The organism is Pseudomonas frederiksbergensis, assembly GCF_017114915.1.
GTDB classification, from domain to species: domain Bacteria; phylum Pseudomonadota; class Gammaproteobacteria; order Pseudomonadales; family Pseudomonadaceae; genus Aquipseudomonas; species Aquipseudomonas frederiksbergensis_I.
The window spans coordinates 1-25,720 of the sequence record NZ_JAAUOE010000029.1; the positions used below are offsets into that span (position 1 = coordinate 1).

Consider the following 25,720-nt stretch of genomic DNA (forward strand, 5'->3'; position numbering starts at 1 on the left):
CCCCCGTTGGGTCGCGAAGCGGCCCCAAAACCTGCTGTCGTGGTGTATCTGACGCACCGCATACGTTGGTTTTACGACTGCTTCGCAGCCGAACGGGGGTAAACCCCCTCGCCACAAAAGCCCGCTCGTCGCAGGATTACTCGTATTGGCTGAGAAGCCGTTCCATCCGCGCATCGAGGCGACGTTTGATTTCGGTTTCGATGTGCGGGGCGAAGTCGTCGATCACGTCTTGCATGATCAATTGCGCGGCGGCGCGCAACTCGGTGTCCAGGTGCAGCAGGGCGTCGGGGCCTTTGTCGGCGGCAGGTAACGGCTGGGCGGCTGGGGCAGGTGGCGGTGGCTCGACCTTCGGCGGATTGCCGACAGTGTCGAACAGCATGGGGATCTGTTCCTGATCGCCTTCGATGACCGTGTCGGTCAGCAAGGGCGGTTGCAGGTTGTCATCGCCGAGCAGTTGGCGGATCGACTCGAGGTCATCCAGCAGATGCGCGGACTTTTGCGTTGGTTTCGGGGTGTCCATCGGAATGCTCAGAGTCGCTGTAAACGGTGATCTTGCAGAGGATAGCCCTGTTCGCGGTAGAAACGGAAACTCTCCCGCGCAGCCTGACGAATCGTCGGATCTTCCACCACCACCTCCGCCACGCGGGCGAACTGCTTGGCAAAGGCCGGGACTTTCAGGTCGAGATTGACCAGCAGATCCTGATGCTGACCGCAGTCATCGCCAAGACCCAGCACAATCAAACCGTCTGGCTCGCTTTCGGCGGGGCCGTGGGGCACGAAGCTTTCGCCCTTGAACGCCCACAAGCGCGCATCCAGATCCTCACGCTGGGCGGCATCGCTGCAATGCAGGTAAATGCGGTGGCCCATGCGCCAGGCTTTTTCGGTGAGCTTGCAAGCGAAATCCAGTCGTGCCGAAGGATCGGCACTGGGCAGGATATAGAAGTCGACTTTGGTCATTGCGGTTCCTGAGTTGCAAGCTGCATCACCCGAGAGTGACGCAGCTGCAAGTCATCGGTTTCAGGCTTTGGCGCGGTCCAGCAGGTATTGGGTCAGCAGGGGAACCGGACGGCCAGTAGCGCCCTTGTCCTTGCCGCCGCTGGTCCAGGCTGTGCCGGCGATGTCCAGGTGCGCCCAGTTCAGGTTCTTGGTGAAGCGCGACAGGAAGCAAGCGGCGGTGATGGTGCCGGCTTTCGGGCCGCCGATGTTGGCGATGTCGGCGAACGGGCTGTCCAGCTGCTCCTGGTATTCATCGAACAGCGGCAGTTGCCAGGCACGATCGTCGGCGGTTTGGCCGGCGCTCAGCAGTTGGCCGATCAGCTCGTCGTTGTTGCCCAGCAGGCCCGAGGTGTGGGCGCCCAGTGCCACGACACAAGCACCGGTCAGGGTGGCGATGTCGATCACCGCTTGCGGTTTGAAGCGTTCGGAGTAGGTCAGGGCGTCGCACAGCACCAGGCGGCCTTCGGCGTCGGTGTTGAGGATTTCCACGGTCTGGCCGCTCATGGTGGTGACGATGTCGCCCGGACGCGAAGCGTTGCCGCTCGGCATGTTCTCGGCGCAGGCCAGGATGCACACCAGGTTGATCGGCAGTTTCAGCTCAAGCACGGCACGCAGGGTGCCGAACACGCTGGCGGCGCCGCCCATGTCGTACTTCATTTCATCCATGCCGGCGCCCGGCTTGAGGCTGATGCCGCCGGTGTCGAAGGTGATGCCTTTGCCGACCAGTGCGTAGGGCTTTTCGGATTTCTTGCCGCCGTTGTATTGCATGACGATCAGGCGCGGTGGCTGGGCGCTGCCCTGGCCGACGGCGTAGAACGAGCCCATGCCCAGGTCCTTGATCTTCTTCTCATCGAGGACTTCGACTTTCAGGCTCTTGAATTCTTTGCCCAGGTTCTTGGCCTGTTCGCCAAGGAACGTCGGGTGGCAGATGTTTGGCGGCAGGTTGCCCAGGTTACGGGTGAAGGCCATGCCATTGGCGATTGCGGTGGCGTGGGCCACGGCGCGTTCGACTTCAGCCTGTGCTGCCTTGATGGTCACCAGGGTGACTTTCTTCAGAGCAAGGGGGTCGGCTTTCTGGCTCTTGAACTGGTCGAAGGTGTACTCGCCGTCCACCAGGGATTCGGCCAGCAGGCGGGTCTTGCCATAGCTGTCACGACCCTTGACCACGACTTCGTCCAGGGCCAGCACAGCATCGCTGCCGCCCAGGCCTTTAAGGGTGTTGAGGAGGCCGGCGATGATTTTGCGGAACGGGCGATCGCCCAGCTCTTCATCCTTGCCCACGCCCACCAGCAGCACGCGTTCGGCCTTGAGGTTGGGCAGGCTGTGCAGCAACAGGCTTTGGCCGACTTTGCCGGCCAGGTCGCCGCGCTTGAGCACTGCGCTGATGGCGCCGCCGCTCAGTTCATCGAGTTGTTTGGCAACGCTGCCGAGCTTGCGGCCTTCGCGGACGGAGACCACCAGCGTGGCGGTCTTCAACGTTTCCGGGCTAACGCTTTTTACAACCAGTTCCATGTCCGGGTCCCTGAATTAATGGTCAAAGTGCGCGATGCGCAGAAGCTTGCTTATAAGTAGAAAGACGCAGGTAGCAGTGCCAGCGACAAAGGCCGCAGTTTGAACCTCGCCGCCTGCGCCTGACAACCCTCGGTTGCGCCGAACTTCAGCGGTTCACGTGCCTGCTTGAGCATGCGCAGTGACAGGCGCACTCAATCACAGGATAATGCGCATCTTTTTCGGCGGCTCTGCCCTGCGGGGCCGGCTGATACGTTTGTTTGGCCGCTTAGCCTGACAACCCTGGAGTGTCTGGTTTGATTGTCTTCCGTTATCTATCCCGCGAAGTCCTGTTGACCTTGAGCGCCGTCAGCGCCGTGCTGCTGGTCATCATCATGAGCGGACGCTTCATCAAATACCTCGCTCAGGCAGCCGCTGGGCTTCTGGACCCGGGCTCGCTGTTCCTGATCATGGGCTTCCGTCTACCGGGTTTCCTGCAACTGATCCTGCCCTTGGGTTTGTTTCTCGGGATTCTGCTGGCCTACGGTCGACTGTATCTCGAAAGCGAAATGACCGTGTTGTCTGCCACTGGCATGAGCCAGCAGCGTCTGTTTGCCATGACTCTTTTTCCGGCCACTCTGGTTGCTCTGGTCGTGGCGTGGCTGAGCCTGAGCCTGGCGCCACAAGGTGCCAACCAGTTTCAATTGCTGTTGAACAAACAGGACGCACTGACCGAGTTCGACACCCTCGAGCCAGGTCGTTTCCAGGCCTTGCGCGACGGCACCCGGGTGACCTACACCGAGCAACTGTCGGATGACCGCATCAATCTGGGTGGCGTGTTCATTTCGCAAAAAAATGTCAGTTCCGACAAAAAGGACCGGGGGATTTCCGTGCTGGTGGCCGAGAAGGGCCGTCAGGAAATCAGGCCTGATGGCAACCGTTACCTGATCCTCGACAACGGCTACCGCTACGACGGTAATCCAGGGCAGGCCGACTACCGCGCCATCAAGTACGACGAATACGGTGTATTGCTGCCAAAACCGGACGTCAGTGATGAAGTGACCGACCGCGATGCGATGACCACCAGTTCCTTGCTGGGCAATGACGACATCCGCTCGCGTACCGAGCTGCAATGGCGCCTGTCCCTGCCGTTGCTGGTCTTTATCGTGACCCTGATGGCGGTGCCGCTGTCGCGTGTCAATCCGCGTCAAGGCCGTTTTCTCAAGCTGCTGCCGGCGATTCTTCTTTATATGGCTTACCTGACCATCCTGATTGCCGCTCGCGGCGCCCTCGAAAAGGGCAAGATCCCGCCGGCATTGGGTTTGTGGTGGGTGCATGGGATCTTCCTGTCCATCGGCCTGGGCTTGCTGTACTGGGAGCCATTGAGCTTGAAGATGGCGAGTCGCCGCAGCGCGCTGGAGGTGGCCCGTGGATAAGCTCGACCGCTACATTGGTAGCAGCGTGTTCATCGCCATCCTGGCAGTGCTGGGGATCATTCTGGGCCTGGCAACGCTGTTCGCCTTCATCGATGAGATGAGCGAAGTCAGCGATACCTACACGCTGATGGATGTCCTGAGTTACGTGTTGCTGACCGCGCCGCGCCGTCTTTACGACATGTTGCCGATGGCGGCGCTGATCGGTTGCCTGATCGGTCTCGGCAGCCTGGCGAGCCACAGCGAGCTGACCATCATGCGTGCAGCCGGTGTGTCCATCGGTCGGATCGTCTGGGCCGTGATGAAGCCGATGCTGATTCTGATGGTGGTAGGGCTGGTGATTGGCGAATACGTCGCGCCGGCCACGGAAGTCACCGCTCAGGCCAACCGCTCGCTGGCCCAGGGCAGTGGCGATGCGCAAAGTGCCAAGCACGGTCTGTGGCACCGTCAGGGTGAGGAATTCATTCACGTCAACTCCGTGCAACCCAACGGTCTGCTGTACGGCGTGACCCGTTATCGCTTCGACGATCAACGCCACATGCTGTCTTCGAGCTTCGCCAAGCGTGCGGAATTCGATACCGATCACTGGCAACTGACCGATGTCACGACCACGCTGTTCCATGAAAAGAGCACCGAAGTGGTGACTGCCCCGGTGGAGCGCTGGGAAGTAGCCCTGAGCCCACAACTGCTGAGCACCGTGGTGATGGCGCCCGAGTCGCTGTCGATCACCGGTTTGTGGAGTTACATCCACTACCTGGCTGATCAGGGCCTGAGCAATGGCCGTTACTGGCTGGCGTTTTGGGTCAAGGTGTTGCAGCCGCTGGTGACCGCTGCGCTGGTGCTGATGGCGATTTCCTTCATCTTCGGTCCATTGCGCTCTGTGACCCTCGGTCAGCGGGTGTTTACCGGGGTGCTGGTGGGTTTCACCTTCCGCATCGTCCAGGATTTGCTCGGCCCTTCGAGCCTGGTATTCGGTTTCCCACCGTTGTTTGCGGTGCTGGTGCCGGCCGGTGTCTGTGCCCTGGCCGGGGTCTGGTTGCTGCGCCGGGCCGGTTGATTGCGGGTTTTTCCGCTCTGGCTTGTCACTCGAAACGCCCCTGTCGCAAGACCGGGGCGTTTTTTGTAGGCGCCGTCTGACCTGCGAACGTGACGCTTGCGCCGTGGATCAGGTACAATTCCCGGCTATTTTTCGGCGGGCTATGCCTGCAGCCTTTTTGAGTGTTGATCCGTGAGTGATTTGAGTCATATCCGCAATTTCTCCATCATCGCCCACATTGACCATGGCAAGTCGACGCTGGCCGATCGCTTCATCCAGATGTGCGGCGGCCTTGCCGAGCGCGAAATGGAAGCCCAGGTACTGGACTCCATGGACCTGGAACGTGAACGCGGGATCACCATCAAGGCCCACAGCGTCACCCTCTATTACAAAGCCAGCGATGGCATTACCTACCAGCTGAACTTCATTGATACCCCGGGCCACGTCGACTTCACCTATGAAGTCAGCCGGTCGCTGGCGGCCTGTGAAGGTGCATTGCTGGTGGTCGATGCCGGTCAGGGCGTCGAGGCTCAGTCGGTTGCCAACTGCTACACGGCGATCGAGCAGGGTCTGGAAGTCATGCCGGTCCTGAACAAGATCGACCTGCCACAGGCCGATCCGGAGCGCGTCAAGGAAGAAATCGAAAAAATCATCGGCATCGATGCCACCGACGCGGTCACGTGCAGTGCCAAGACCGGCCTGGGCGTCGATGAAGTGCTCGAACGCCTGGTGACCACCATTCCCGCGCCGACCGGCAACATCGAAGATCCGCTGCAAGCGTTGATCATCGACTCCTGGTTCGACAACTACCTGGGCGTTGTCTCCCTGGTGCGCGTTCGCCACGGCCGCGTGAAGAAGGGCGACAAGATTCTGGTCAAGTCCACCGGCAAGATCCACCTGGTGGACAGCGTCGGTGTATTCAACCCGAAACACACCCCTACCGCCGACCTGAAGGCCGGTGAAGTGGGCTTCATCATCGCCAGCATCAAGGACATTCACGGTGCGCCAGTGGGCGATACCCTGACCTTGAGCTCGACGCCGGACGTCGATGTGCTGCCAGGCTTCAAGCGCATTCAGCCGCAGGTGTACGCCGGCCTGTTCCCGGTCAGCTCCGATGACTTCGAAGACTTCCGCGAGGCGCTGCAAAAGCTCACCCTCAACGATTCATCGCTGCAGTACACGCCGGAAAGCTCAGACGCACTGGGTTTCGGCTTCCGTTGCGGCTTCCTCGGCATGCTGCACATGGAAATCATCCAGGAGCGCCTGGAGCGCGAATACAACCTGGACCTGATCACCACGGCGCCGACGGTAATCTTCGAACTGCTGCTCAAGACCGGCGAGACGATCTACGTCGATAACCCGTCCAAGCTGCCGGATTTGTCTGCCATCGAAGACATGCGCGAGCCAATCGTGCGCGCCAATATTCTTGTACCGCAAGAGCATCTGGGTAACGTCATTACCCTGTGTATCGAAAAACGTGGTGTACAGGTCGATATGCTGTTCCTCGGCTCCCAGGTACAAGTGACCTACGACCTGCCGATGAACGAAGTGGTGCTGGACTTCTTTGATCGTCTGAAATCCACCAGTCGCGGCTATGCTTCTCTGGACTACCATTTCGATCGTTACCAATCGGCCAGCCTGGTGAAACTGGACGTGCTGATCAACGGCGACAAGGTCGACGCTCTGGCGCTGATCGTGCACCGTGACAACTCGCACTACAAAGGTCGCCAGTTGACCGAAAAGATGAAAGACCTGATTCCGCGGCAGATGTTCGACGTGGCAATCCAGGCCGCCATTGGTGGTCAGATTGTGGCGCGTACAACCGTCAAGGCACTCAGAAAGAACGTATTGGCCAAATGCTACGGTGGTGACGTCAGCCGTAAGAAAAAGCTGCTGGAAAAGCAAAAGGCCGGTAAAAAACGCATGAAGCAGGTCGGCAACGTGGAAATTCCACAAGAAGCCTTCCTTGCCGTGCTCAGGTTGGATAGTTAGGTCCTATGTCACTAAATTTCCCGCTGTTGCTGGTCATCGCCGTGTTCGTCTGCGGCCTGTTGGCGTTGCTCGATCTGCTGTTCCTGGCGCCACGGCGCCGGGCTGCCATCAACTCCTATCAGGGGAGCGTCAGCCAGGCTGACATGGTGGTGATCGAGAGGCTGAACAAAGAGCCGCTGCTGGTCGAATACGGCAAATCGTTCTTCCCGGTGTTGTTCATCGTGCTGGTACTGCGTTCGTTCCTGGTGGAGCCGTTCCAGATTCCTTCCGGCTCGATGAAACCGACCCTGGACGTCGGCGATTTCATTCTGGTGAACAAGTTTTCTTACGGGATCCGTCTGCCGGTGATCGACAAGAAAGTCATCGAAGTCGGTGATCCGCAGCGCGGCGATGTGATGGTGTTCCGCTACCCGAGCGACCCGAACGTCAACTACATCAAGCGTGTGGTGGGCCTGCCGGGCGACCAGATTCGCTACACCGCCGACAAGCGTCTGTTCGTCAACGGTGAGTCGATTGCCGAACAACTGGTCGGCTCCGAGCCGGGCACGTTGGGCAGCGCCGAGCTCTACAAGGAAAAACTCGGCGTCGCCGAGCACCTGATCCGCAAGGAAATGAGCCGCTACCGCGCAGCACCGGATCGTTCGTGGACCGTGCCTGCCGGGCACTACTTCATGATGGGCGACAACCGCGACAACTCGAATGACAGTCGCTACTGGGATGATCCAAGCATTCCCAAGGATCTGCTGGGCATGGTTCCCGACAAGAATATCGTCGGCAAGGCCTTCGCAGTCTGGATGAGCTGGCCGGAACCCAAACTCGGTCACCTGCCGAATTTCTCGCGGGTTGGCCTGATCAAGTAATCACACACGGCGCTGTTGAACACAGCGCCGAATGCATTTCTGGAGCCGGCACAACGGCACCGCAAGCATGAAAACAACGATATTCAGGACGTTATTTTTGAACACAGCGTTAATTGTCCCAAGCCCGCGCCACACCAAGGCCCTGGCGGTGGAATCCAACCACGAATTCAGCGTGGGTAAACCGTGAGCGCCTCTTTAAGCCGTCTCGAGCGTCAGCTCGGCTACACCTTCAAGGATCAGGACCTGATGGTCCTGGCCCTGACTCACCGCAGCTTTGCAGGGCGCAACAACGAACGCCTGGAATTCCTCGGTGATGCCATTCTCAACTTCGTCGCTGGCGAGGCACTGTTCGATCGTTTCCCGCTGGCCCGCGAAGGCCAGTTGTCACGTTTGCGCGCACGCCTGGTGAAAGGTGAGACCCTGGCCGTACTGGCCCGTGGTTTTGATCTGGGCGAATATCTGCGTCTGGGCTCCGGCGAATTGAAAAGCGGCGGTTTCCGTCGCGAGTCGATTCTGGCCGATGCCCTCGAAGCGCTGATCGGTGCGATCTACCTGGATGCCGGCATGGAGGTGGCGCGCGAGCGCGTGCTGGCCTGGCTGGCCGGAGAGTTCGAAGGCCTGACGCTGGTCGACACCAACAAAGATCCGAAAACCCGCCTGCAGGAGTTCCTGCAGTCCCGTGGTTGTGAGCTGCCGCGTTACGAAGTGGTGGATATCCAGGGTGAGCCGCATTGCCGGACGTTCTTCGTCGAATGCGAAATCATCTTACTGAATGAAAAAAGCCGAGGTCAGGGTGTGAGCCGTCGTATTGCCGAACAGGTAGCGGCCGCCGCAGCACTGATTGCCCTGGGTGTGGAGAATGGCAATGACTGATACAACCGCAACTCGCTGTGGCTATGTTGCCATCGTCGGCCGTCCCAACGTGGGCAAGTCCACGCTGCTGAACCATATCCTGGGTCAGAAACTGGCGATCACCTCGCGCAAGCCGCAGACCACCCGTCACAACATGCTCGGCATCAAGACCGAAGGCGACGTGCAGGCGATCTACGTCGACACGCCGGGCATGCACAAGGGTGGCGAAAAGGCCCTGAACCGCTACATGAACAAAACCGCTTCGGCGGCGTTGAAAGACGTCGACGTGGTGATCTTCGTGGTTGACCGCACCAAGTGGACCGACGAAGACCAGATGGTCCTCGAGCGCGTTCAGTACGTGACCGGGCCGCTGATCGTGGCGCTGAACAAGACTGACCGTATCGAAGACAAATCCGAGCTGATGCCGCACCTGACCTGGTTGCAGGAACAGCTGCCGAACGCGCAGATCATGCCGATCTCGGCCCAGCACGGGCATAACCTCGACACGCTGGAGCGAGTGATCGCCGAGCACCTGCCGGAAAACGATCACTTCTTCCCGGAAGACCAGATCACCGACCGCAGCAGCCGCTTCCTCGCCGCTGAACTGGTACGCGAAAAAATCATGCGCCAGATGGGCGCCGAGCTGCCGTACCAGATCACCGTGGAAATCGAAGAGTTCAAGCAGCAGGGCAAAACCCTGCACATCCATGCGTTGATCCTCGTCGAGCGTGACGGCCAGAAGAAAATCATCATTGGTGACAAGGGCGAGCGCATCAAGCGCATCGGCACCGAGGCGCGCAAGGACATGGAGCTGCTGTTCGACTCCAAGATCATGCTCAACCTGTGGGTCAAGGTGAAAGGCGGCTGGTCCGACGACGAACGTGCCTTGCGTTCGCTGGGTTATGGCGACCTGTAATCGCTTAACCCAGATTTACATAGATCCACTGTAGGAGCGGGCTTGCCCGCGAAGACGGTCTGACAGTCACCATCAATATTGGCTGGAAGGATCCCTTCGCGAGCAAGCCCGCTACCACATTGGGCGAGTGCAATTTCACTGGCTGTATTCTCCTTTTAGAGATACTCGACGCCCATGTCCCAACCACCCATCGCCCAACCCGCCTACGTACTCCACAGTCGCGCCTACCGCGAAAACAGTGCGCTGGTGGATTTCCTCACGCCGCAAGGTCGGCTGCGGGCGGTGTTGCGCAGCGCGCGGGGCAAGGCCGGGACGTTGGCGCGGCCGTTCGTGCCGCTGGAGGTCGAGTTCCGTGGCCGGGGCGAGTTGAAAAACGTCGGTCGCATGGAAAGCGCCGGGGTTTCCACCTGGCTCAACGGCGAGGCGCTGTTCAGTGGCCTCTACCTCAACGAATTGCTGATTCGCCTGCTGCCTGCCGAAGATCCTCATCCCGGGGTCTTCGATCACTATGCCGCAACCTTGCTGGCCCTGGCCGAAGGCCGGCCGCTGGAGCCGTTGCTGCGCTCCTTCGAGTGGCGTTTGCTCGACGACCTCGGTTATGGCTTCGCACTGAATACCGACATCCACGGCGACCCCATCGCGCCGGATGGCCTCTATCGTTTGCAAGTGGATGCCGGCCTGGAGCGGGTCTACCTGCTGCAGCCGGGCCTGTTCAATGGTATCGAACTGCTGGCCATGGCTGACGCCGACTGGTCTGCGCCCGGTGCGCTGTCTGCAGCCAAGCGCTTGATGCGTCAGGCGCTGGCCGTTCATTTGGGCGGTCGTCCATTGGTTAGTCGTGAGTTGTTTCGAAAGCCATAGGGTATGCTGTGCACCGAACTTTCCCTCTTTCAGGAGCGCTTCCGTGACCACCAGCAATCGCATTCTTCTTGGCGTGAACATCGACCACGTTGCCACCCTGCGTCAGGCCCGGGGGACTCGTTACCCGGATCCGGTCAAGGCAGCGCTGGACGCCGAAGAGGCGGGCGCTGATGGCATCACCGTGCACCTGCGTGAAGACCGCCGGCACATTCAGGAGCGCGACGTACTGCTGCTTAAGGACGTGCTGCAAACCCGCATGAACTTCGAAATGGGTGTCACCGAAGAAATGATGGCGTTCGCCGAGCGCATTCGCCCGGCGCACATTTGCCTGGTGCCGGAAACCCGTCAGGAACTGACCACTGAAGGCGGTCTGGATGTGGCGGGGCAGGAAACGCGGATCAAGGCAGCAGTGGATCGTCTGGCGAAAATCGGCTGTGAAGTGTCGCTGTTCATTGACGCTGATGAGCGGCAGATCGAAGCATCGCGCCGTGTCGGCGCGCCGGCGATTGAATTGCACACCGGGCGCTATGCGGACGCCGAGACACCCAGCGAAGTCGCTGAAGAACTCAAGCGCGTGGCCGATGGCGTGGCATTCGGTCTGGCCCAGGGGCTGATCGTCAACGCCGGCCACGGTCTGCACTACCACAACGTCGAAGCGGTCGCGGCGATCAAGGGCGTCAACGAACTGAACATCGGCCATGCGTTGGTGGCCCATGCGTTGTTCGTCGGGTTCAAGTCGGCGGTGTCGGAGATGAAGGCGCTGATTCTGGCTGCTGCACTAAAGGGTTGAGATCGGCGGTGCTGCCTTCGCGGGCAAGCCTCGCTCCTACAGTTTCGTGTCGATACGCAATTGTGTGTTCGACGCAAACCTGTAGGAGCGAGGCTTGCCCGCGAAGGCGTCATCGGAGACAACAATAATTTAAAGCTGTGGGGTTTCCTGGCTCGGTTTGGTCTTGTCGACCCCCGGCACGTGCAGGTTGCCCTCGGCGACCTGATTGCCTTCCAGTTGCGGCTGTGTGACCCACGTCAGGATGTCGTAGTAACGACGGATGTTCGCCACGAAGTGCACCGGCTCGCCGCCTCGGGCATAGCCGTAACGGGTCTTGCTGTACCACTGTTTCTGCGAGAGGCGTGGCAGGATCTTCTTCACGTCCAGCCACTTGTCCGGGTTCAGCCCTTCCTTGGCCGCCAGTTTGCGCGCGTCATCCAGGTGACCGCTGCCAACGTTATAGGCTGCCAATGCGAACCACGTACGATCCGGCTCCTGGATCGACTCGTCCAATTGATCCTTCATGTAGGCCAGGTACTTCGCGCCGCCCATGATGCTCTGCTTGGGGTCGAGGCGATTGGACACGCCCATGGCCTGCGCCGTGTTCTGGGTCAGCATCATCAATCCGCGCACGCCGGTCTTGGACGTGACCGCCGCTTGCCACAACGACTCCTGATAACCGATTGCCGCGAGCAGACGCCAGTCGACCTTTTCTTCCTTGGCGTATGTCTTGAAGTGCTTTTCGTACTTGGGTAGCCGCTGCTGCAAATGCTGGGCAAAGGTGTAGGCGCCCATGTAACCGAGTACATCGACATGCCCGTAATAGCGGTCCTTGAGGCGTTGCAAGGTGCCGTTTTTCTTTACTTTGTCGAGGTAGGCGTTGATCTCGTTGAGCAGGCTGTTGTCTTCGCCGGGGGCCACGGCCCAGCTTTGATTACTGGCGTCACCAAGATCGAAGGCGACTCGTACGTTGGGGAAGTAGACCTGGTTCATCGCCACTTCGTTGGAATCGACCAGGGTCAGGTCGATCTGATCTTCATCGACCATGCGCAGCAAGTCGACGACTTCAACCGCGTCGGACTCTTCGTATTCGATGCCGGGATATTTCTTTTTAAGCTCGGCCAATTGCTCGGCATGGGTGCTGCCTTTGAGCACCATGATCTTCTTGCCGACCAGATCGCCTGCATCGGTCGGCCGCGACTGGCCGTTGCGATAGATGATCTGTGGGGTGACTTCAAGGTAGGAGTGGGAAAATCGCACCTGCTTTTTGCGTTCCTCGCTGCTGACCAGGCCGGCAGCCGCCAGCACCGGGCCACTGGGCTTGCCCACCTGATTGAACAGGTCGTCGAGGTTGTCGGCGGTTTCGATCTTGAGTTCGACCCCCAGATCGTCGGCGAAGCGCTTCACCAGCTCGTATTCGAAGCCGGTTTCACCGTTGCGATCCTGAAAGTAGGTGGCGGGGCTGTTACGGGTAACCACCCGCAGCACGCCATCCTCCTTTACGCGCTCCAGCGTGTTGGGTTTATCAACACAGCCACTGAGCATCAGGAAGAGTCCGGTTGCGATCAGCCATTTGGCGTACCGCGGACGCAAAGCCATTGGGGAAAACATCTGCGCAGTATACGCAAAGGACCACCAGCGCCATATCTCGACAGCGAAGGGCTTGTCTGCTAGAGCGTCAGAAACCCGCTTGGAGCCCGCAGGAACTGGCCCGAACAGCATTTTGTGACAGAAAAAATAACCCCCGGTGCGCATCTGTTTAAGGCCCGAATCCCCGGCCCGACGTTCGGGTGCAACCGCGCGTACCGTTTCGGGTGATGTCGCGGGCGGTTTAGGCTAGAATGCACGGCCTCAAAGCACACCCCTTCCCGAGGCTGTCCCGAAGATGTTGATCCTGCGCGGCGCTCCTGCCCTTTCTGCCTTTCGCCACAGCAAACTCCTTGAGCAACTGAGCCAGAAGGTTCCAGCTGTCAGCGGCTTGTATGCTGAATTCGCTCACTTCGCCGAAGTCACCGGCGTCCTGACCGGCGACGAACAGCAGGTGCTCGCGCGCCTTCTGAAGTACGGCCCTAGCGTTCCGGTACAAGAGCCCACTGGTCGTCTGTTCCTGGTGTTGCCGCGTTTCGGCACCATTTCGCCGTGGTCCAGTAAAGCCAGCGACATCGCTCGCAACTGCGGCCTGACCAAGATCCAGCGCCTGGAGCGCGGTATCGCATTCTACGTCGCCGGCCAGTTCAGCGACGCTGAGGCTCAGCTGATCTCTGACGCGCTGCACGACCGCATGACCCAGATCGTGCTGGGCAACCTCGAACAAGCCTCCGGCCTGTTCAGCCACGCCGAGCCAAAGCCGCTGACCGCGATCGACGTGCTGGGCGGCGGCCGCGCCGCGCTGGAAAAAGCCAACACCGAGCTGGGCCTGGCCCTGGCCGAAGACGAGATCGACTACCTGGTCAACGCCTTCGTTGGTTTGAAGCGCAACCCGCACGACATCGAATTGATGATGTTCGCCCAGGCGAACTCCGAGCACTGCCGCCACAAGATCTTCAACGCCAGTTGGGACATCGACGGTCAGAGCCAGGAAAAAAGCCTGTTCGGCATGATCAAGAACACCTATCAGATGCACAACGAAGGCGTGCTGTCGGCTTATAAGGACAACGCCTCGGTCATCGTCGGCTCCGTGGCCGGCCGTTTCTTCCCGGACCCTGAAACCCGCCAGTACGGCGCGGTGCAGGAGCCGGTGCACATCCTGATGAAAGTCGAAACGCACAACCACCCGACCGCGATTGCCCCGTTCCCGGGCGCGTCCACCGGTAGTGGCGGCGAGATTCGTGACGAAGGCGCTACCGGTCGCGGCGCCAAGCCAAAGGCTGGCCTGACCGGTTTCACCGTGTCGAACCTGCAGATCCCGGGCTTCGAACAGCCGTGGGAAGTGCCATACGGCAAGCCCGAGCGCATCGTTACCGCGCTGGACATCATGATCGAAGGCCCATTGGGCGGCGCCGCGTTCAACAACGAATTCGGCCGTCCGGCCCTGACCGGTTACTTCCGTACCTTCGAACAATCGATCAGCACTCCGCACGGTGACGAAGTTCGTGGTTACCACAAGCCGATCATGCTGGCTGGCGGCATGGGCAACATCCGTGAAGAACACGTCAAGAAAGGCGAGATCGTCGTCGGCTCCAAGCTGATCGTGCTCGGCGGCCCGGCGATGCTGATCGGCCTGGGTGGCGGCGCGGCTTCCTCCATGGCCACCGGCACCAGCTCGGCAGACCTGGACTTCGCTTCCGTACAACGTGAAAACCCTGAGATGGAGCGTCGTTGCCAGGAAGTCATCGACCGTTGCTGGCAACTGGGCGATAAAAACCCGATCAGCTTCATCCACGACGTCGGCGCGGGCGGTCTGTCCAACGCCTTCCCGGAACTGGTCAACGATGGCGACCGTGGTGGCCGTTTCGAACTGCGCAACATTCCAAACGACGAGCCGGGCATGGCCCCGCACGAAATCTGGAGTAACGAATCCCAGGAACGCTACGTTCTGGCAGTCGGCCCGGCGGACTTCGAACGCTTCCAGGCGATCTGCGAACGTGAGCGTTGCCCGTTTGCCGTGGTTGGCGAAGCCACTGCCGAGCCGCAACTGACCGTGACCGACAGCCACTTCGGCAACAGCCCGGTGGACATGCCGCTCGAAGTGCTGCTGGGTAAAGCCCCGCGCATGCACCGTTCGGTGGTTCGTGAAAACGAGCTGGGCGACGATTTCGATCCGTCGACCCTCGACATCGCCAACTGCGTCGAGCGCGTCCTGCATCACCCGGCCGTGGCCAGCAAAAGCTTCCTGATCACCATCGGCGACCGCACCATCACCGGCCTCGTGGCCCGTGACCAGATGGTCGGCCCGTGGCAGGTCCCGGTGGCCGACGTTGCCGTCACCGCCACCAGCTTCGACGTCTACACCGGTGAAGCCATGGCCATGGGCGAGCGCACTCCGCTGGCCCTGCTGGACGCTCCGGCGTCGGGTCGTATGGCGATCGGTGAAACCCTGACCAACATCGCCGCCTCGCGCATTGCCAAAATTTCCGACATAAAACTGTCGGCGAACTGGATGTCCGCTGCCGGTCACCCGGGTGAAGACGCGCGTCTGTACGACACCGTGAAAGCGGTCGGCATGGAACTGTGCCCTGAGCTGGGCATCACCATTCCGGTGGGCAAGGACTCCATGTCCATGGCCACCCGCTGGAACGACGAGGGCGTGGACAAGACCGTGACCTCGCCGATGTCCCTGATCGTGACCGGTTTCGCGCCAGTGGCTGACATCCGTCAGACCCTGACCCCGCAACTGCGCATGGACAAGGGCACCACCGACCTGATCCTGATCGACCTCGGTCGTGGCCAGAACCGCATGGGCGCCTCGATCCTCGCGCAGGTTCACGGCAAGCTCGGCAAACAGGCTCCGGACGTCGATGACGCCGAAGACCTGAAAGCCTTCTTCGCCGTGATCCAGGGCCTCAATGCCGACGGTCATCTGCTGGCGTACCACGACCGTTCCGACGGTGGTCTGCTGACCAGCGTGGTGGAAATGGCGTTTGCCGGTCACTGCGGCCTGAGCCTGAACCTCGACGGTCTGGCAGAAACCTCCGCCGATATCGCTGCGATCCTGTTCAACGAAGAACTGGGCGCCGTGATCCAGGTTCGCCAGGACGCTACTCCGGACATCCTCGCGCAGTTCAGTGCTGCCGGTCTGAGTGATTGTGTATCGGTGATCGGTCAGCCAATGAACAACGGCCAGATCAACATCACCTTTAACGGTGACACGGTGTTCGAAGGTGAGCGTCGTCTGCTGCAACGTCAGTGGGCTGAAACCAGCTACCAGATCCAGCGTCTGCGTGATAACGCCGATTGCGCCGAGCAAGAGTTCGACGTGCTGCTGGAAGAAGACAACCCGGGCCTGAGCGTCAAGCTGAGCTACGACGTCAACCAGGACGTCGCCGCGCCTTACATCAAGAAAGGCATTCGCCCACAGGTTGCCGTGCTGCGTGAGCAGGGCGTCAACGGTCAGGTGGAAATGGCGGCCGCGTTCGACCGTGCCGGTTTCAACGCGATCGACGTGCACATGAGCGACATTCTGGCTGGCCGTGTCGACCTGAACGACTTCAAGGGCATGGTCGCTTGCGGCGGTTTCTCCTACGGCGACGTATTGGGTGCCGGTGAAGGCTGGGCCAAGTCCGCGCTGTTCAACAGCCGCGCTCGCGATGCCTTCCAGGGCTTCTTCGAACGGACCGACAGCTTCACCCTCGGTGTGTGCAACGGTTGCCAGATGATGTCCAACCTGCATGAACTGATCCCGGGCAGCGAGTTCTGGCCGCACTTCGTGCGCAACCGTTCCGAGCAGTTCGAAGCCCGCGTGGCCATGGTTCAGATCCAGGAGTCGAACTCGATCTTCCTGCAAGGCATGGCCGGTTCGCGTATGCCGATTGCCATCGCCCACGGCGAAGGCCATGCCGAATTCGCCAGCGAAGAAGCCTTGCTGCAAGCCGATCTGTCGGGTTGCGTGGCGATGCGTTTCGTCGATAACCACGGCAAAGTCACCGAGAAATACCCGGCTAACCCGAACGGCTCGCCGCGGGGTATCACCGGTTTGACCAGCCGCGACGGTCGCGTGACCATCATGATGCCGCACCCGGAGCGTGTGTTCCGTGCAGTGCAGAACTCGTGGCGTTCGGAGGACTGGAACGAAGACGCACCGTGGATGCGCATGTTCCGTAATGCTCGCGTCTGGGTGAACTAAGGGCGGGGGAACTGATTGCCGTGTACAAGCTCAGTTTTTTTGTTCCGGCCAGTCACGTCGAAGTGGTCAAAAGCGCTGTATTCGCCGCCGGTGGCGGGCGGGTCGGGGCTTATGACCACTGTGCGTGGCAGGTGTTTGGCCTGGGCCAGTTTCGTCCACTGGAGGGCAGCCAGCCGTTCATTGGCGAGGCTGGGCAGGTCGAGCAGGTTGAGGAATGGAAGGTTGAGCTGGTGGTGGCCGATGAGTTGATTCGGGCGGTGGTGGTGGCTCTGAAAGAGAGTCATCCCTATGAGACGCCGGCTTATGAGGTGTGGCGGCTGGAAGATTTTTGATCTTCCGGTCTGCTGAAATGAAAAACCCGCTGAATTCGCGTTCAGCGGGTTTTTTGTTACTCGGGATTTGCCCCCCCGGCAAGCCCCCTCGCTACAAAAGCCCTTCACACGTCTGGGAGATTTGATCGTTCCCACGCTCTGCGTGGGAATGCCTCAACGGACGCTCTGCGTTCGGCTCTGGAGGGGACGCGGAGCGTCCCGGGCTGCATTCCCACGCGGAGCGTGGGAACGATAATTACGGTCATTGCGAGGGAGGTTACGGCCGGATTTCTATCATCGTGCCGTCCGGCACCAGGCCCCAGACTTCACGCATGTCCATATTGCGCATGGCGATGCAGCCGTCGGTCCAGTCCAGGGTGTGGAACAGGTCTTCGGGGTTGTCTTCGGTGTCCGGGGTTCCGTGGATCATGATCATGCCGCCGGGCTCGACGCCTTCGCGCCGTGCGCGGGCGGAGTCGCTGATGTTGGGATAGGAGATGTGCATCGCCAGGTTGAAACGGTCGCTGGTCTTGCGCCAGTCCAGCCAGTAAAGGCCTTCGGGGGTGCGCTTATCACCTTCCATCAGTTTGGGGCCGATGGGGCGTTTGCCCAATGAAATGCGATAGGTCTTGAACGGCTTGCCGTCGTTGATCAATTGCAACTGGTGGGCAGATTTGAGGACCAGAACTTTTTCGATGACTTTGCCATCCGGGGCGGTCGCGACGGAAGCCTGGGAGACGGCGACGAACGATAAGCAAAACAGGGCAAGCAGCCAGCGCATTGAAACGATATCCCTAAGAGGTGTCGCGACTATTTTGGTTTTTAATTAACAGTAGTTTAGATGATGGCAGGCTGAGCGAGCGGCGGGATCGATTCGGACCGCACGGGGTAGACCTCGGCCCGCCGGTCAGCGAAGAAGCATTCTAAGGTACGGCCCACCGTGCGGAAAGCCAGTTCGTCCCAAGGGATATCGGCTTCTTCGAACAGCTGCACCTCAAGGCTCTCTACGCCTGCGCAGAAATCCAGGTCCACCAGCTCGGCGCGAAAGAATACATGCACCTGACTGATGTGCGGCACGTCGATCAGCGTATAGATGCTCAGGTTGCGCACCCGGGCACAGGCTTCTTCGGCGGTCTCGCGAATGGCGGCCTGTTCGATGGTCTCACCGTTTTCCATGAAGCCGGCGGGCAGGGTCCAGTAACCGCGCCGTGGCTCGATGGCGCGACGACACAGTAATACCTTCGACCCCCAGACCGGCACGCATCCGGCGACGATATTGGGGTTCTGGTAATGAATGGTATGACAGCTGTCGCAGACAAAACGCAGGCGCGAATCGCCTTCGGGAATGCGCTGGGTCACCGGGTTGCCGCATTGGCTGCAAAATTTCATGCTTGGGTTCCTGAATGCTGCGCCTATCTTGGCGTGCAGCGGTGCCGCTCGGCAAGTTGTCGTTTCGCGACATCAGGTTGTCCGGGGCTTGGGCGGCCGGTGCGATTGGTGCATGATGCAGGGTAAGTCACAGATCGAGAAGACTCATGCTGGACGAGCTACTGCACCGGGTAAGCAATCACACGCCGCGTACGCTGGAAACCGACCGGCGTTTTCCCGAAGCCGCGGTATTGGTACCCATCACGCGCAGTGACGAACCGGAACTGCTCCTCACCCTTCGCGCCAGCGGGCTCTCGACCCACGGCGGTGAAGTGGCCTTCCCCGGCGGTCGACGCGACCCCGAAGACCCGGACCTGATCTTTACCGCCCTGCGCGAAGCCGAAGAAGAAATCGGCCTGCCACCGGGGCTGGTCGAAGTGATCGGCCCGCTGAGCCCGTTGATTTCCCTGCACGGCATCAAGGTCACGCCTTATGTCGGTGTGATTCCGGATTTCGTCGAATACCAGGCCAACGATGCCGAGATCGCCGCGGTGTTCAGCGTGCCCCTGGAGTTTTTCCGCAAGGACCCGCGTGAGCACACCCATCGCATCGATTATCAGGGCCACAGTTGGTACGTGCCGAGCTACCGTTATGGCGAGTACAAGATCTGGGGCCTGACGGCAATCATGATCGTCGAGTTGATCAACCTGCTCTATGACGCGAAAATCAGCCTGCATCAACCGCCCAAGAGTTTTATCAACACCTGAAGCCATCGTTCACATGGCGTGAATGCTGCCTTTTGCTAGTGAGCCTGCCTGGCCCTGAGGACAACAACATGAAATACCGCCTGGGTGACGCCCGCGTCGACACTCATCCGCAGAGCTGGGTCGCACCCAATGCCGTGCTGGTGGGCAAGGTCAAACTGGAAGAGGGTGCCAACGTCTGGTTCAACGCCGTGTTGCGTGGCGACAACGAATTAATCCTGATCGGCAAGAACAGCAACGTGCAGGACGGCACCGTGATGCACACCGACATGGGCTATCCGCTGACCATCGGCACCGGCGTGACCATCGGCCACAACGCCATGCTCCACGGCTGCACGGTGGGCGATTACAGCCTGATCGGCATCAATGCGGTGATTCTCAACGGCGCGAAAATCGGCAAGAACTGCATCATCGGCGCCAACTCGCTGATCGGTGAGGGCAAGGAGATTCCGGATGGTTCGCTGGTGATGGGCTCGCCGGGCAAGGTGGTACGCGAGTTGACCGAGCCGCAGAAGAAGATGCTCGAAGCCAGCGCCGCCCACTATGTGCACAACTCGCAGCGTTATGCCCGCGACTTGGTCGAGCAGGAAGAATGAGCGCCACTGAACGACCTGTCCCGTCGCCCTGCGTGAACATCTGTGCTTTGGATGAGGATGATATCTGCACCGGGTGTCAGCGTACGGTAGAGGAAATCACCCGCTGGAGCCGGATGGACAACGAAGAGCGGCGCAAGGTGTTGGGGTTGTGTCATGAGCGGGCGAAAACGAGTGGGCTGATCTGGATGTTGGGCAAAACACCCGATCAATAACCGAAGATCAAAAGATCGCAGCCTATGCGCGACTGAAGTACCCTGTGCACAAAATTGACAGGTATCCCCCGTCCCATGCTCTTCCTGATCGCCTACATCGCCAGCGTCGTGCTGATCAATTACGCCTTTTCCACCGCTCCGCACCTGGACATCATCTGGTCGGCCTGGGGCGGTCTGGTGTTCGTGCTGCGCGACATGGTGCAAACCCGCTTCGGCCATGGCGCGATTGCGGCGATGCTGGTGGCGCTGCTGCTGTCCTATGTCACTTCTGATCCGTCCATCGCCCTCGCCAGCGCCACAGCGTTCGCCGTGTCCGAGTGCATCGACTGGCTGGTGTTCAGCATCACCCGGCGCCCGTTGCACGACCGCCTGTGGATAAGTTCGGCCCTGAGCATCCCGCTGGATACCTTCATCTTCTTCAGCATGATCGATGCGCTCACGCCGGGCGTGATCCTCACCGCGCTGGGCTCGAAGTTCGCGGGTGTCACCGTCGTTTGGTTGGCCATGGCCTGGCGCCTGCGCAAACAGGCCGTCGTCAGCTGAAGCCAAACCCTCGGGTTCATGTAAAATGCCGCGCTTTCTCCCTATGGGAAGCGCGCTTCCCTCGATGATCCGCTCCTTTGAGGACCTGAGATGACCCGTATCGGAACTCCATTGTCGCCAACCGCGACCCGCGTATTGCTGTGTGGCTGTGGTGAGTTGGGCAAGGAAGTGGTGATCGAGCTGCAACGCCTGGGCGTTGAAGTGATTGCCGTGGATCGCTACGCCAATGCGCCGGCCATGCAAGTCGCCCATCGCAGCCATGTGATCAACATGCTCGACGGTGCCGCCCTGCGTGCGGTGATTGAAGCCGAGAAGCCGCACTTCATCGTGCCGGAAATCGAAGCCATCGCCACTGCGACCCTGGTGGAGCTGGAGTCCGAAGGCTTCACCGTGATCCCGACGGCCCGCGCCGCGCAGCTGACCATGAACCGCGAAGGCATCCGTCGCCTGGCCGCCGAAGAACTGGACCTGCCGACGTCGCCGTACCACTTCGCCGATACCTTCGAGGATTACCGCAAAGCTGTTGAAGACCTGGGCTTCCCGTGCGTGGTCAAGCCGGTCATGAGTTCCTCGGGCAAAGGCCAGAGCCTGCTGCGCAGCGTCGATGACGTGCAGAAGGCCTGGGATTATGCTCAAGAGGGCGGCCGCGCCGGTAAAGGCCGCGTCATCATCGAAGGCTTCATTGACTTCGATTACGAAATCACCCTGCTGACCGTGCGTCACGTTGGCGGCACTACATTCTGCGCGCCAGTGGGCCACCGTCAGGAGAAGGGCGACTACCAGGAATCCTGGCAGCCCCAAGCCATGAGCCCGGTGGCGCTGGCTGAATCCGAGCGCGTTGCCAAAGCCGTGACCGAAGCCTTGGGTGGCCGTGGCCTGTTTGGCGTCGAATTGTTCATCAAGGGTGATCAAGTGTGGTTCAGCGAAGTCTCGCCGCGCCCCCATGACACCGGTCTGGTGACCCTGATTTCCCAGGATTTGTCACAGTTCGCGCTGCATGCACGGGCCATCCTGGGTCTGCCGATTCCATTGATCCGTCAGTTCGGGCCATCGGCGTCGGCGGTGATTCTGGTGGAAGGGCAGTCGACTCAGACCGCTTTCGCCAATCTGGGGGCTGCGTTGAGCGAGCCGGATACCGCGTTGCGTCTGTTTGGCAAGCCCGAGGTCAATGGCCAGCGGCGGATGGGGGTGGCGTTGGCGCGTGATGAGTCGATCGAGACTGCTCGTGCCAAGGCGACCCGCGCGTCCCAAGCCGTTGTTATAGAGCTGTAACCGCGTCGCGCCATTCGCGGGCAAGCCTCGCTCCTACAGGATCCCGTAGGAGCGAGCGGTGCGGCGATCCGACTTGCCCGCGAAGCTTTTTGCTTCAGGCAACCCGATTCAAATCGTTATTGCGCGTCTCCTTCAGGCACAGCACCGCTATCAAGCTCAGCACCGCCGCCCCCGACACATACCCGCCGACATAACCCAAACCGCCCATCGCCACCAGTTTCTGCGCAAAGAACGGCGCCGCCGAGGCCCCGACAATGCCGCCCAGGTTGTACGCGGCCGATGCGCCGGTATAGCGCACATGGGTCGGAAACAGCTCCGGCAGCAGCGCGCCCATCGGCGCAAACGTCACGCCCATCAGAAACAGTTCGATGCACAGGAACAGCGCCACACCCCAGGTCGAGCCTTGGGTCAGCAGCGGCTCCATCAAGAACCCGGACAGAATCGCCAGCACGCCACCGATGATCAGCACCGGTTTGCGCCCGAAACGGTCACTGGCCCAGGCCGACAGCGGGGTCGCGGCCGCCATGAACAGCACCGCGAAACACAGCAGCGCGAGGAAGGTTTCGCGGGTGTAGCCGAGCGTCGACACACCGTAGCTCAGCGAAAACACCGTCGAGATGTAAAACAACGCGTAGCACACCACCATCGCCCCGGCACCCAGCAGCGTCGGCGCCCAGTATTGGCTGAACAGCTCGATCAGCGGGATCTTCACCCGCTCCTGGCGGGCCACGGCGTTGGCGAATACCGGGGTTTCGTGGAGCTTGAGGCGTACGTACAAGCCCACCATCACCAGCGCGGCACTGAGCAGGAAAGGAATCCGCCAGCCCCACGAACGGAACTGATCGTCATCCAGGCTCATGGCCAGGGTCAGAAACAGGCCGTTGGCCGCCAGAAACCCGATCGATGGGCCGAGTTGCGGGAACATGCCGAACCAGGCGCGCTTGCCTTTGGGTGCGTTCTCCGTGGCCAGCAATGCGGCGCCGCCCCACTCACCACCCAATCCCAGGCCCTGGCCGAAACGCAGCACGCAAAGCAGGATCGGTGCCCAGGCACCAATGCTGTCGTAACCCGGCAGCACGCCGATCAGCGTGGTGCACACGCCCATCAGCAGCAGGGAGGCGACCAGTGTCGATTTGCGCCCGATGCGGTCACCGAAATGGCCGAACAGCGCCGAACCCAATGGTCGTGCAAGGAAGGCAATACCGAAGGTGAGGAACGCCGACAGCATCTGGGCGGTGCCGGAGGTTTGCGGAAAGAACACCGGACCGATCACCAGCGCAGCGGCGGTGGCATAGACGTAGAAGTCGTAGAACTCGATGGCCGTGCCGATGAAACTCGCGGTAGCCACGCGGGTGGCGGAGTTCGTCGGTTGGGCGGGTGCGGTGTCGCTATACGTTGTGCTGGTCGTCATGCAGTTATCCCTGACAGTCATGTGCCCCAGTGGAGCGAATTATTATGGTCGAATACCCAGGGATGTGGGTTTAACGCAGCGTGCGGGTAGCACGGGGTATGGCGGGGCTTGGTAAGCGGCTCGATTATAGGAAGGTAGCTAACAATCGAACAAGAGTCCAAGGACTGGCGATGACATTGTGGCGAGGGGGCTTGTCAGATTTTGGAAAGGGTAGGAGCCGAACTGGTATGCCAGATCAACACCCGGCTGACGCGATTCTCTTCCGTTGCCAGAATCTCCAGCCGATAACGGCCGATCTTCAGGCATACCGCACTCTCCGGGATCGTCTCCAGCGCCTCGGTCACCAAGCCGTTGAGCGTTTTCGGACCATCACTGGGCAGGTGCCAGCCGAGGCTCTTGTTCAGCTCGCGGATGGACGCTGCGCCATCGATCACCAGGCGGCCATCGGCCTGCGGGTGGATGTGCGGGTTATCCAGGCTGTGCTGGCTTTCGAACTCGCCGACGATCTCTTCGAGAATGTCTTCCAGGGTCACGATGCCCAGCACTTCGCCGTACTCGTCGACCACCATGCCCAAACGCCGCTGTTGCTTGTGGAAGTTCAGCAATTGCAGCTGCAACGGGGTGCTTTCCGGTACGAAGTACGGTTCGTGACTGGCCGCCAGCAGCGCTTCCACGGTCAGGCTTGAATCCGGCAGCAAATGGCGGATCTGTCGGGTGTTGAGCACCGCTTCAACCTGGTTGATGTCGCTGTGGAACACCGGCAGACGGGTGCGCTTGTTGTGGCGCAGTTGTTCGATGATTTCTTCGAGGGGGTCGTCCAGATTGATCCCGTCGACGTCACTGCGCGGCACCAGAATATCGTTGACCGTGATGTTATCCAGTGCGTGGATGCCTGACAGTGGGCGATAGGCCGCATGTTCGTGCTCGTCGTGCCGATCTGCCGGAGCCTCGTCTTCGCTTTGCTGCACCACGTTGACTTTGCGGGCGAATGGTCGCATCAGTAGCTGGCTGATGCCGTTGAGTAGCCACGCGGCCGGGTAGACGATCTTCAGCGGTATGCCGAGCAGTGTGTTACCCAAAGCCAGGACGGCATCCGGATAGCGGGCGGCGAGGGTACGCGGCAGGTAGTCGGCGAATACCAGCAACACCGCGCTGGCGCCAAGGCAGGCAATCCAGGGGCCGTTTTGCGCCCAAGTGAAAATCGCCAGCAACGTGCTGATGACCACCGCCAGTGCGCGGCACAGGGTATTGCAGAGGATCAGGCTGTTGAGCGGAAAGCTCAGCTTCGCCGCCGGTTTATCGTTCGAGCGCGAGGCGGTGCGCTGGGCCAGCAACTGCTGTTGTGCCGCTTCGATGGCGGTAAACAGCCCCGACCATAAAATCAGCAGGGCCAGCACCGCGAGCATCGGCCCTATGGGCAAGTCGTCCATTAATGCCGCCCGTCAGATATGCAGAATGTATTCGCGGACCAGCTTGCTGCCGAAATACGCCAGCATCAGCAGGCAGAAACCGGCAAGGGTCCAGCGGATGGCTTTGTGTCCGCGCCAGCCGAGACGGGTGCGCCCCCAGAGCAGCACGCTGAACACGATCCAGGCCAGGCACGCCAGCAGGGTTTTATGCACCAGGTGCTGGGCGAACAGGTTCTCGACGAACAGCCAGCCGGAAATCAGCGACAACGACAGCAGGCTCCAGCCGGCCCAGAGGAAACCGAACAGCAGGCTTTCCATGGTTTGCAGCGGCGGGAAGTTCTTGATCAGCCCGGACGGATGCTTGTGCTTGAGCTGATGGTCCTGAACCAGCAGCAGCAAAGCCTGGAACACCGCGATGGTGAACATGCCGTAAGCGAGGATCGACAAGAGAATGTGGGCGAGAATGCCTGGCTCTTCGTCAATGATCTGCACCGTACCGGCGGGGGCGAACTGTGCCAGCAGCGCGGTTGCGGCGCCCAGCGGGAACAGCAACAGAAGCAGGTTTTCCACCGGAATCCGTGAGCAGGCCAGCAGGGTCAGGGCGATGACCGCTGCTGCAATCAGGCTGGCGGCGCTGAAAAAGTCCAGGGCCAGGCCGACCGGAGTCAGCAGATAGCTGATCAGGCTGGCGCTGTGGGCCAGCACGGCCAGTACGCCGAGCGTGACCAGCAGGCGTTTGTTCGCCTTGGCGCCGGAGGCCAGACGAGTGCCTTGATAGATTGTCGCAGCGGCATATAAGCAGGCGGCGGCGAGGGTGGTTAGCAAGCTGGGTGACAAGGGGAGCATAAA

At 60.5% G+C, this 25,720-nt stretch carries 24 protein-coding genes; 15 read left to right on the plus strand and 9 right to left on the minus strand.

What is annotated here, in order from left to right; all coding sequences use genetic code 11:
• Nucleotides 1-136: 136 nt before the first annotated feature.
• Genes HCU66_RS19255 through HCU66_RS19265 form a run of 3 tightly spaced genes read right to left on the minus strand, consistent with a single transcriptional unit; the run spans nt 137 to nt 2,508 of the window.
• The gene (locus tag HCU66_RS19255) at nt 137-520 is read right to left on the minus strand and encodes a DNA polymerase III subunit chi (RefSeq protein WP_205889971.1); all 384 of its coding nucleotides are present in this window, start codon (nt 518-520) and stop codon (nt 137-139) included.
• Between the two features lie 8 nt (nt 521-528).
• Nucleotides 529-957: a DNA polymerase III subunit chi gene (locus HCU66_RS19260; protein WP_205889972.1), complete on the minus strand. Its 429-nt coding sequence runs from the start codon at nt 955-957 to the stop codon at nt 529-531.
• Between the two features lie 60 nt (nt 958-1,017).
• Entirely contained in the window at nt 1,018-2,508 is a 1,491-nt protein-coding gene (locus tag HCU66_RS19265) for a leucyl aminopeptidase (protein ID WP_205889973.1), read from the minus strand.
• Between the two features lie 293 nt (nt 2,509-2,801).
• On the opposite strand from HCU66_RS19265, the gene lptF reads away from it, so the two are divergent.
• From lptF to pdxJ, 8 genes are all read left to right on the plus strand, one after another.
• Entirely contained in the window at nt 2,802-3,920 is a 1,119-nt protein-coding gene (lptF, locus tag HCU66_RS19270) for an LPS export ABC transporter permease LptF (protein WP_205889974.1), read from the plus strand.
• Nucleotides 3,913-4,974, plus strand: coding sequence for an LPS export ABC transporter permease LptG (lptG, locus tag HCU66_RS19275; RefSeq protein WP_205889975.1), 1,062 nt, complete (start codon nt 3,913-3,915; stop codon nt 4,972-4,974). Before lptF ends, lptG begins: the two co-directional genes overlap by 8 nt.
• A gap of 171 nt (nt 4,975-5,145) precedes the next feature.
• On the plus strand, nt 5,146-6,945 hold the full coding sequence (gene lepA / locus HCU66_RS19280) for a translation elongation factor 4 (protein ID WP_205889976.1): 1,800 nt from the start codon (nt 5,146-5,148) through the stop codon (nt 6,943-6,945).
• A 5-nt stretch (nt 6,946-6,950) separates the two neighbouring features.
• Nucleotides 6,951-7,805 (plus strand): signal peptidase I, encoded by an 855-nt coding sequence (gene lepB / locus HCU66_RS19285; RefSeq protein ID WP_205889977.1) that lies wholly within the window; start codon nt 6,951-6,953, stop codon nt 7,803-7,805.
• Nucleotides 7,806-7,988: 183 nt separating this feature from the next.
• Nucleotides 7,989-8,678 carry a ribonuclease III gene (gene rnc / locus HCU66_RS19290; RefSeq protein ID WP_205889978.1) on the plus strand — a complete coding sequence of 230 codons (690 nt, stop codon included), beginning with the start codon at nt 7,989-7,991 and terminating at the stop codon, nt 8,676-8,678.
• A complete protein-coding gene (gene era, locus HCU66_RS19295; protein ID WP_205889979.1) occupies nt 8,671-9,573 on the plus strand; it encodes a GTPase Era in 903 nt (300 codons plus the stop codon). The genes rnc and era overlap by 8 nt, the downstream gene beginning before the upstream one ends.
• Nucleotides 9,574-9,747: 174 nt before the next feature.
• The gene (gene recO, locus HCU66_RS19300; protein ID WP_205889980.1) at nt 9,748-10,434 is read left to right on the plus strand and encodes a DNA repair protein RecO; all 687 of its coding nucleotides are present in this window, start codon (nt 9,748-9,750) and stop codon (nt 10,432-10,434) included.
• A gap of 43 nt (nt 10,435-10,477) precedes the next feature.
• Nucleotides 10,478-11,224 (plus strand): pyridoxine 5'-phosphate synthase, encoded by a 747-nt coding sequence (gene pdxJ, locus HCU66_RS19305; RefSeq protein WP_205889981.1) that lies wholly within the window; start codon nt 10,478-10,480, stop codon nt 11,222-11,224.
• Nucleotides 11,225-11,353: 129 nt separating this feature from the next.
• On the opposite strand, the gene mltF is transcribed toward pdxJ, so the two are convergent.
• Nucleotides 11,354-12,814, minus strand: a complete 1,461-nt coding sequence (mltF, locus tag HCU66_RS19310; protein ID WP_205889982.1) for a membrane-bound lytic murein transglycosylase MltF — start codon at nt 12,812-12,814, stop codon at nt 11,354-11,356.
• Between the two features lie 274 nt (nt 12,815-13,088).
• On the opposite strand from mltF, the gene purL reads away from it, so the two are divergent.
• Both purL and HCU66_RS19320 read left to right on the plus strand, forming a co-directional pair.
• Nucleotides 13,089-16,985, plus strand: coding sequence for a phosphoribosylformylglycinamidine synthase (gene purL, locus HCU66_RS19315; protein ID WP_205889983.1), 3,897 nt, complete (start codon nt 13,089-13,091; stop codon nt 16,983-16,985).
• A gap of 20 nt (nt 16,986-17,005) precedes the next feature.
• Nucleotides 17,006-17,317, plus strand: a complete 312-nt coding sequence (locus tag HCU66_RS19320) for a YqfO family protein (RefSeq protein WP_205889984.1) — start codon at nt 17,006-17,008, stop codon at nt 17,315-17,317.
• 256 nt (nt 17,318-17,573) lie between these two features.
• On the opposite strand, the gene HCU66_RS19325 is transcribed toward HCU66_RS19320, so the two are convergent.
• Both HCU66_RS19325 and HCU66_RS19330 read right to left on the minus strand, forming a co-directional pair.
• Nucleotides 17,574-18,077 carry a L,D-transpeptidase family protein gene (locus HCU66_RS19325; protein WP_205889985.1) on the minus strand — a complete coding sequence of 168 codons (504 nt, stop codon included), beginning with the start codon at nt 18,075-18,077 and terminating at the stop codon, nt 17,574-17,576.
• Between the two features lie 56 nt (nt 18,078-18,133).
• A complete protein-coding gene (locus HCU66_RS19330; RefSeq protein ID WP_205889986.1) occupies nt 18,134-18,685 on the minus strand; it encodes an NUDIX hydrolase in 552 nt (183 codons plus the stop codon).
• A gap of 146 nt (nt 18,686-18,831) precedes the next feature.
• On the opposite strand from HCU66_RS19330, the gene HCU66_RS19335 reads away from it, so the two are divergent.
• From HCU66_RS19335 to purT, 5 genes are all read left to right on the plus strand, one after another.
• Entirely contained in the window at nt 18,832-19,431 is a 600-nt protein-coding gene (locus HCU66_RS19335; protein ID WP_205889987.1) for a CoA pyrophosphatase, read from the plus strand.
• A 68-nt stretch (nt 19,432-19,499) separates the two neighbouring features.
• Nucleotides 19,500-20,024, plus strand: coding sequence for a gamma carbonic anhydrase family protein (locus HCU66_RS19340; RefSeq protein WP_003221962.1), 525 nt, complete (start codon nt 19,500-19,502; stop codon nt 20,022-20,024).
• Nucleotides 20,021-20,236: a DUF1289 domain-containing protein gene (locus HCU66_RS19345; RefSeq protein ID WP_205889988.1), complete on the plus strand. Its 216-nt coding sequence runs from the start codon at nt 20,021-20,023 to the stop codon at nt 20,234-20,236. Before HCU66_RS19340 ends, HCU66_RS19345 begins: the two co-directional genes overlap by 4 nt.
• Nucleotides 20,237-20,311: 75 nt before the next feature.
• Entirely contained in the window at nt 20,312-20,779 is a 468-nt protein-coding gene (locus tag HCU66_RS19350) for a preQ0 transporter (RefSeq protein ID WP_205889989.1), read from the plus strand.
• A 90-nt stretch (nt 20,780-20,869) separates the two neighbouring features.
• Nucleotides 20,870-22,051, plus strand: a complete 1,182-nt coding sequence (gene purT, locus HCU66_RS19355) for a formate-dependent phosphoribosylglycinamide formyltransferase (protein WP_205889990.1) — start codon at nt 20,870-20,872, stop codon at nt 22,049-22,051.
• A gap of 94 nt (nt 22,052-22,145) precedes the next feature.
• On the opposite strand, the gene HCU66_RS19360 is transcribed toward purT, so the two are convergent.
• The 3 genes from HCU66_RS19360 to HCU66_RS19370 form a co-directional block, all read right to left on the minus strand.
• On the minus strand, nt 22,146-23,462 hold the full coding sequence (locus tag HCU66_RS19360) for an MFS transporter (protein WP_205889991.1): 1,317 nt from the start codon (nt 23,460-23,462) through the stop codon (nt 22,146-22,148).
• Nucleotides 23,463-23,656: 194 nt separating this feature from the next.
• Nucleotides 23,657-24,892, minus strand: coding sequence for an HlyC/CorC family transporter (locus HCU66_RS19365; protein WP_205889992.1), 1,236 nt, complete (start codon nt 24,890-24,892; stop codon nt 23,657-23,659).
• A 12-nt stretch (nt 24,893-24,904) separates the two neighbouring features.
• Nucleotides 24,905-25,717, minus strand: a complete 813-nt coding sequence (locus tag HCU66_RS19370) for a cytochrome C assembly family protein (RefSeq protein ID WP_205889993.1) — start codon at nt 25,715-25,717, stop codon at nt 24,905-24,907.
• Between the last annotated feature and the right edge of the window lie 3 nt (nt 25,718-25,720).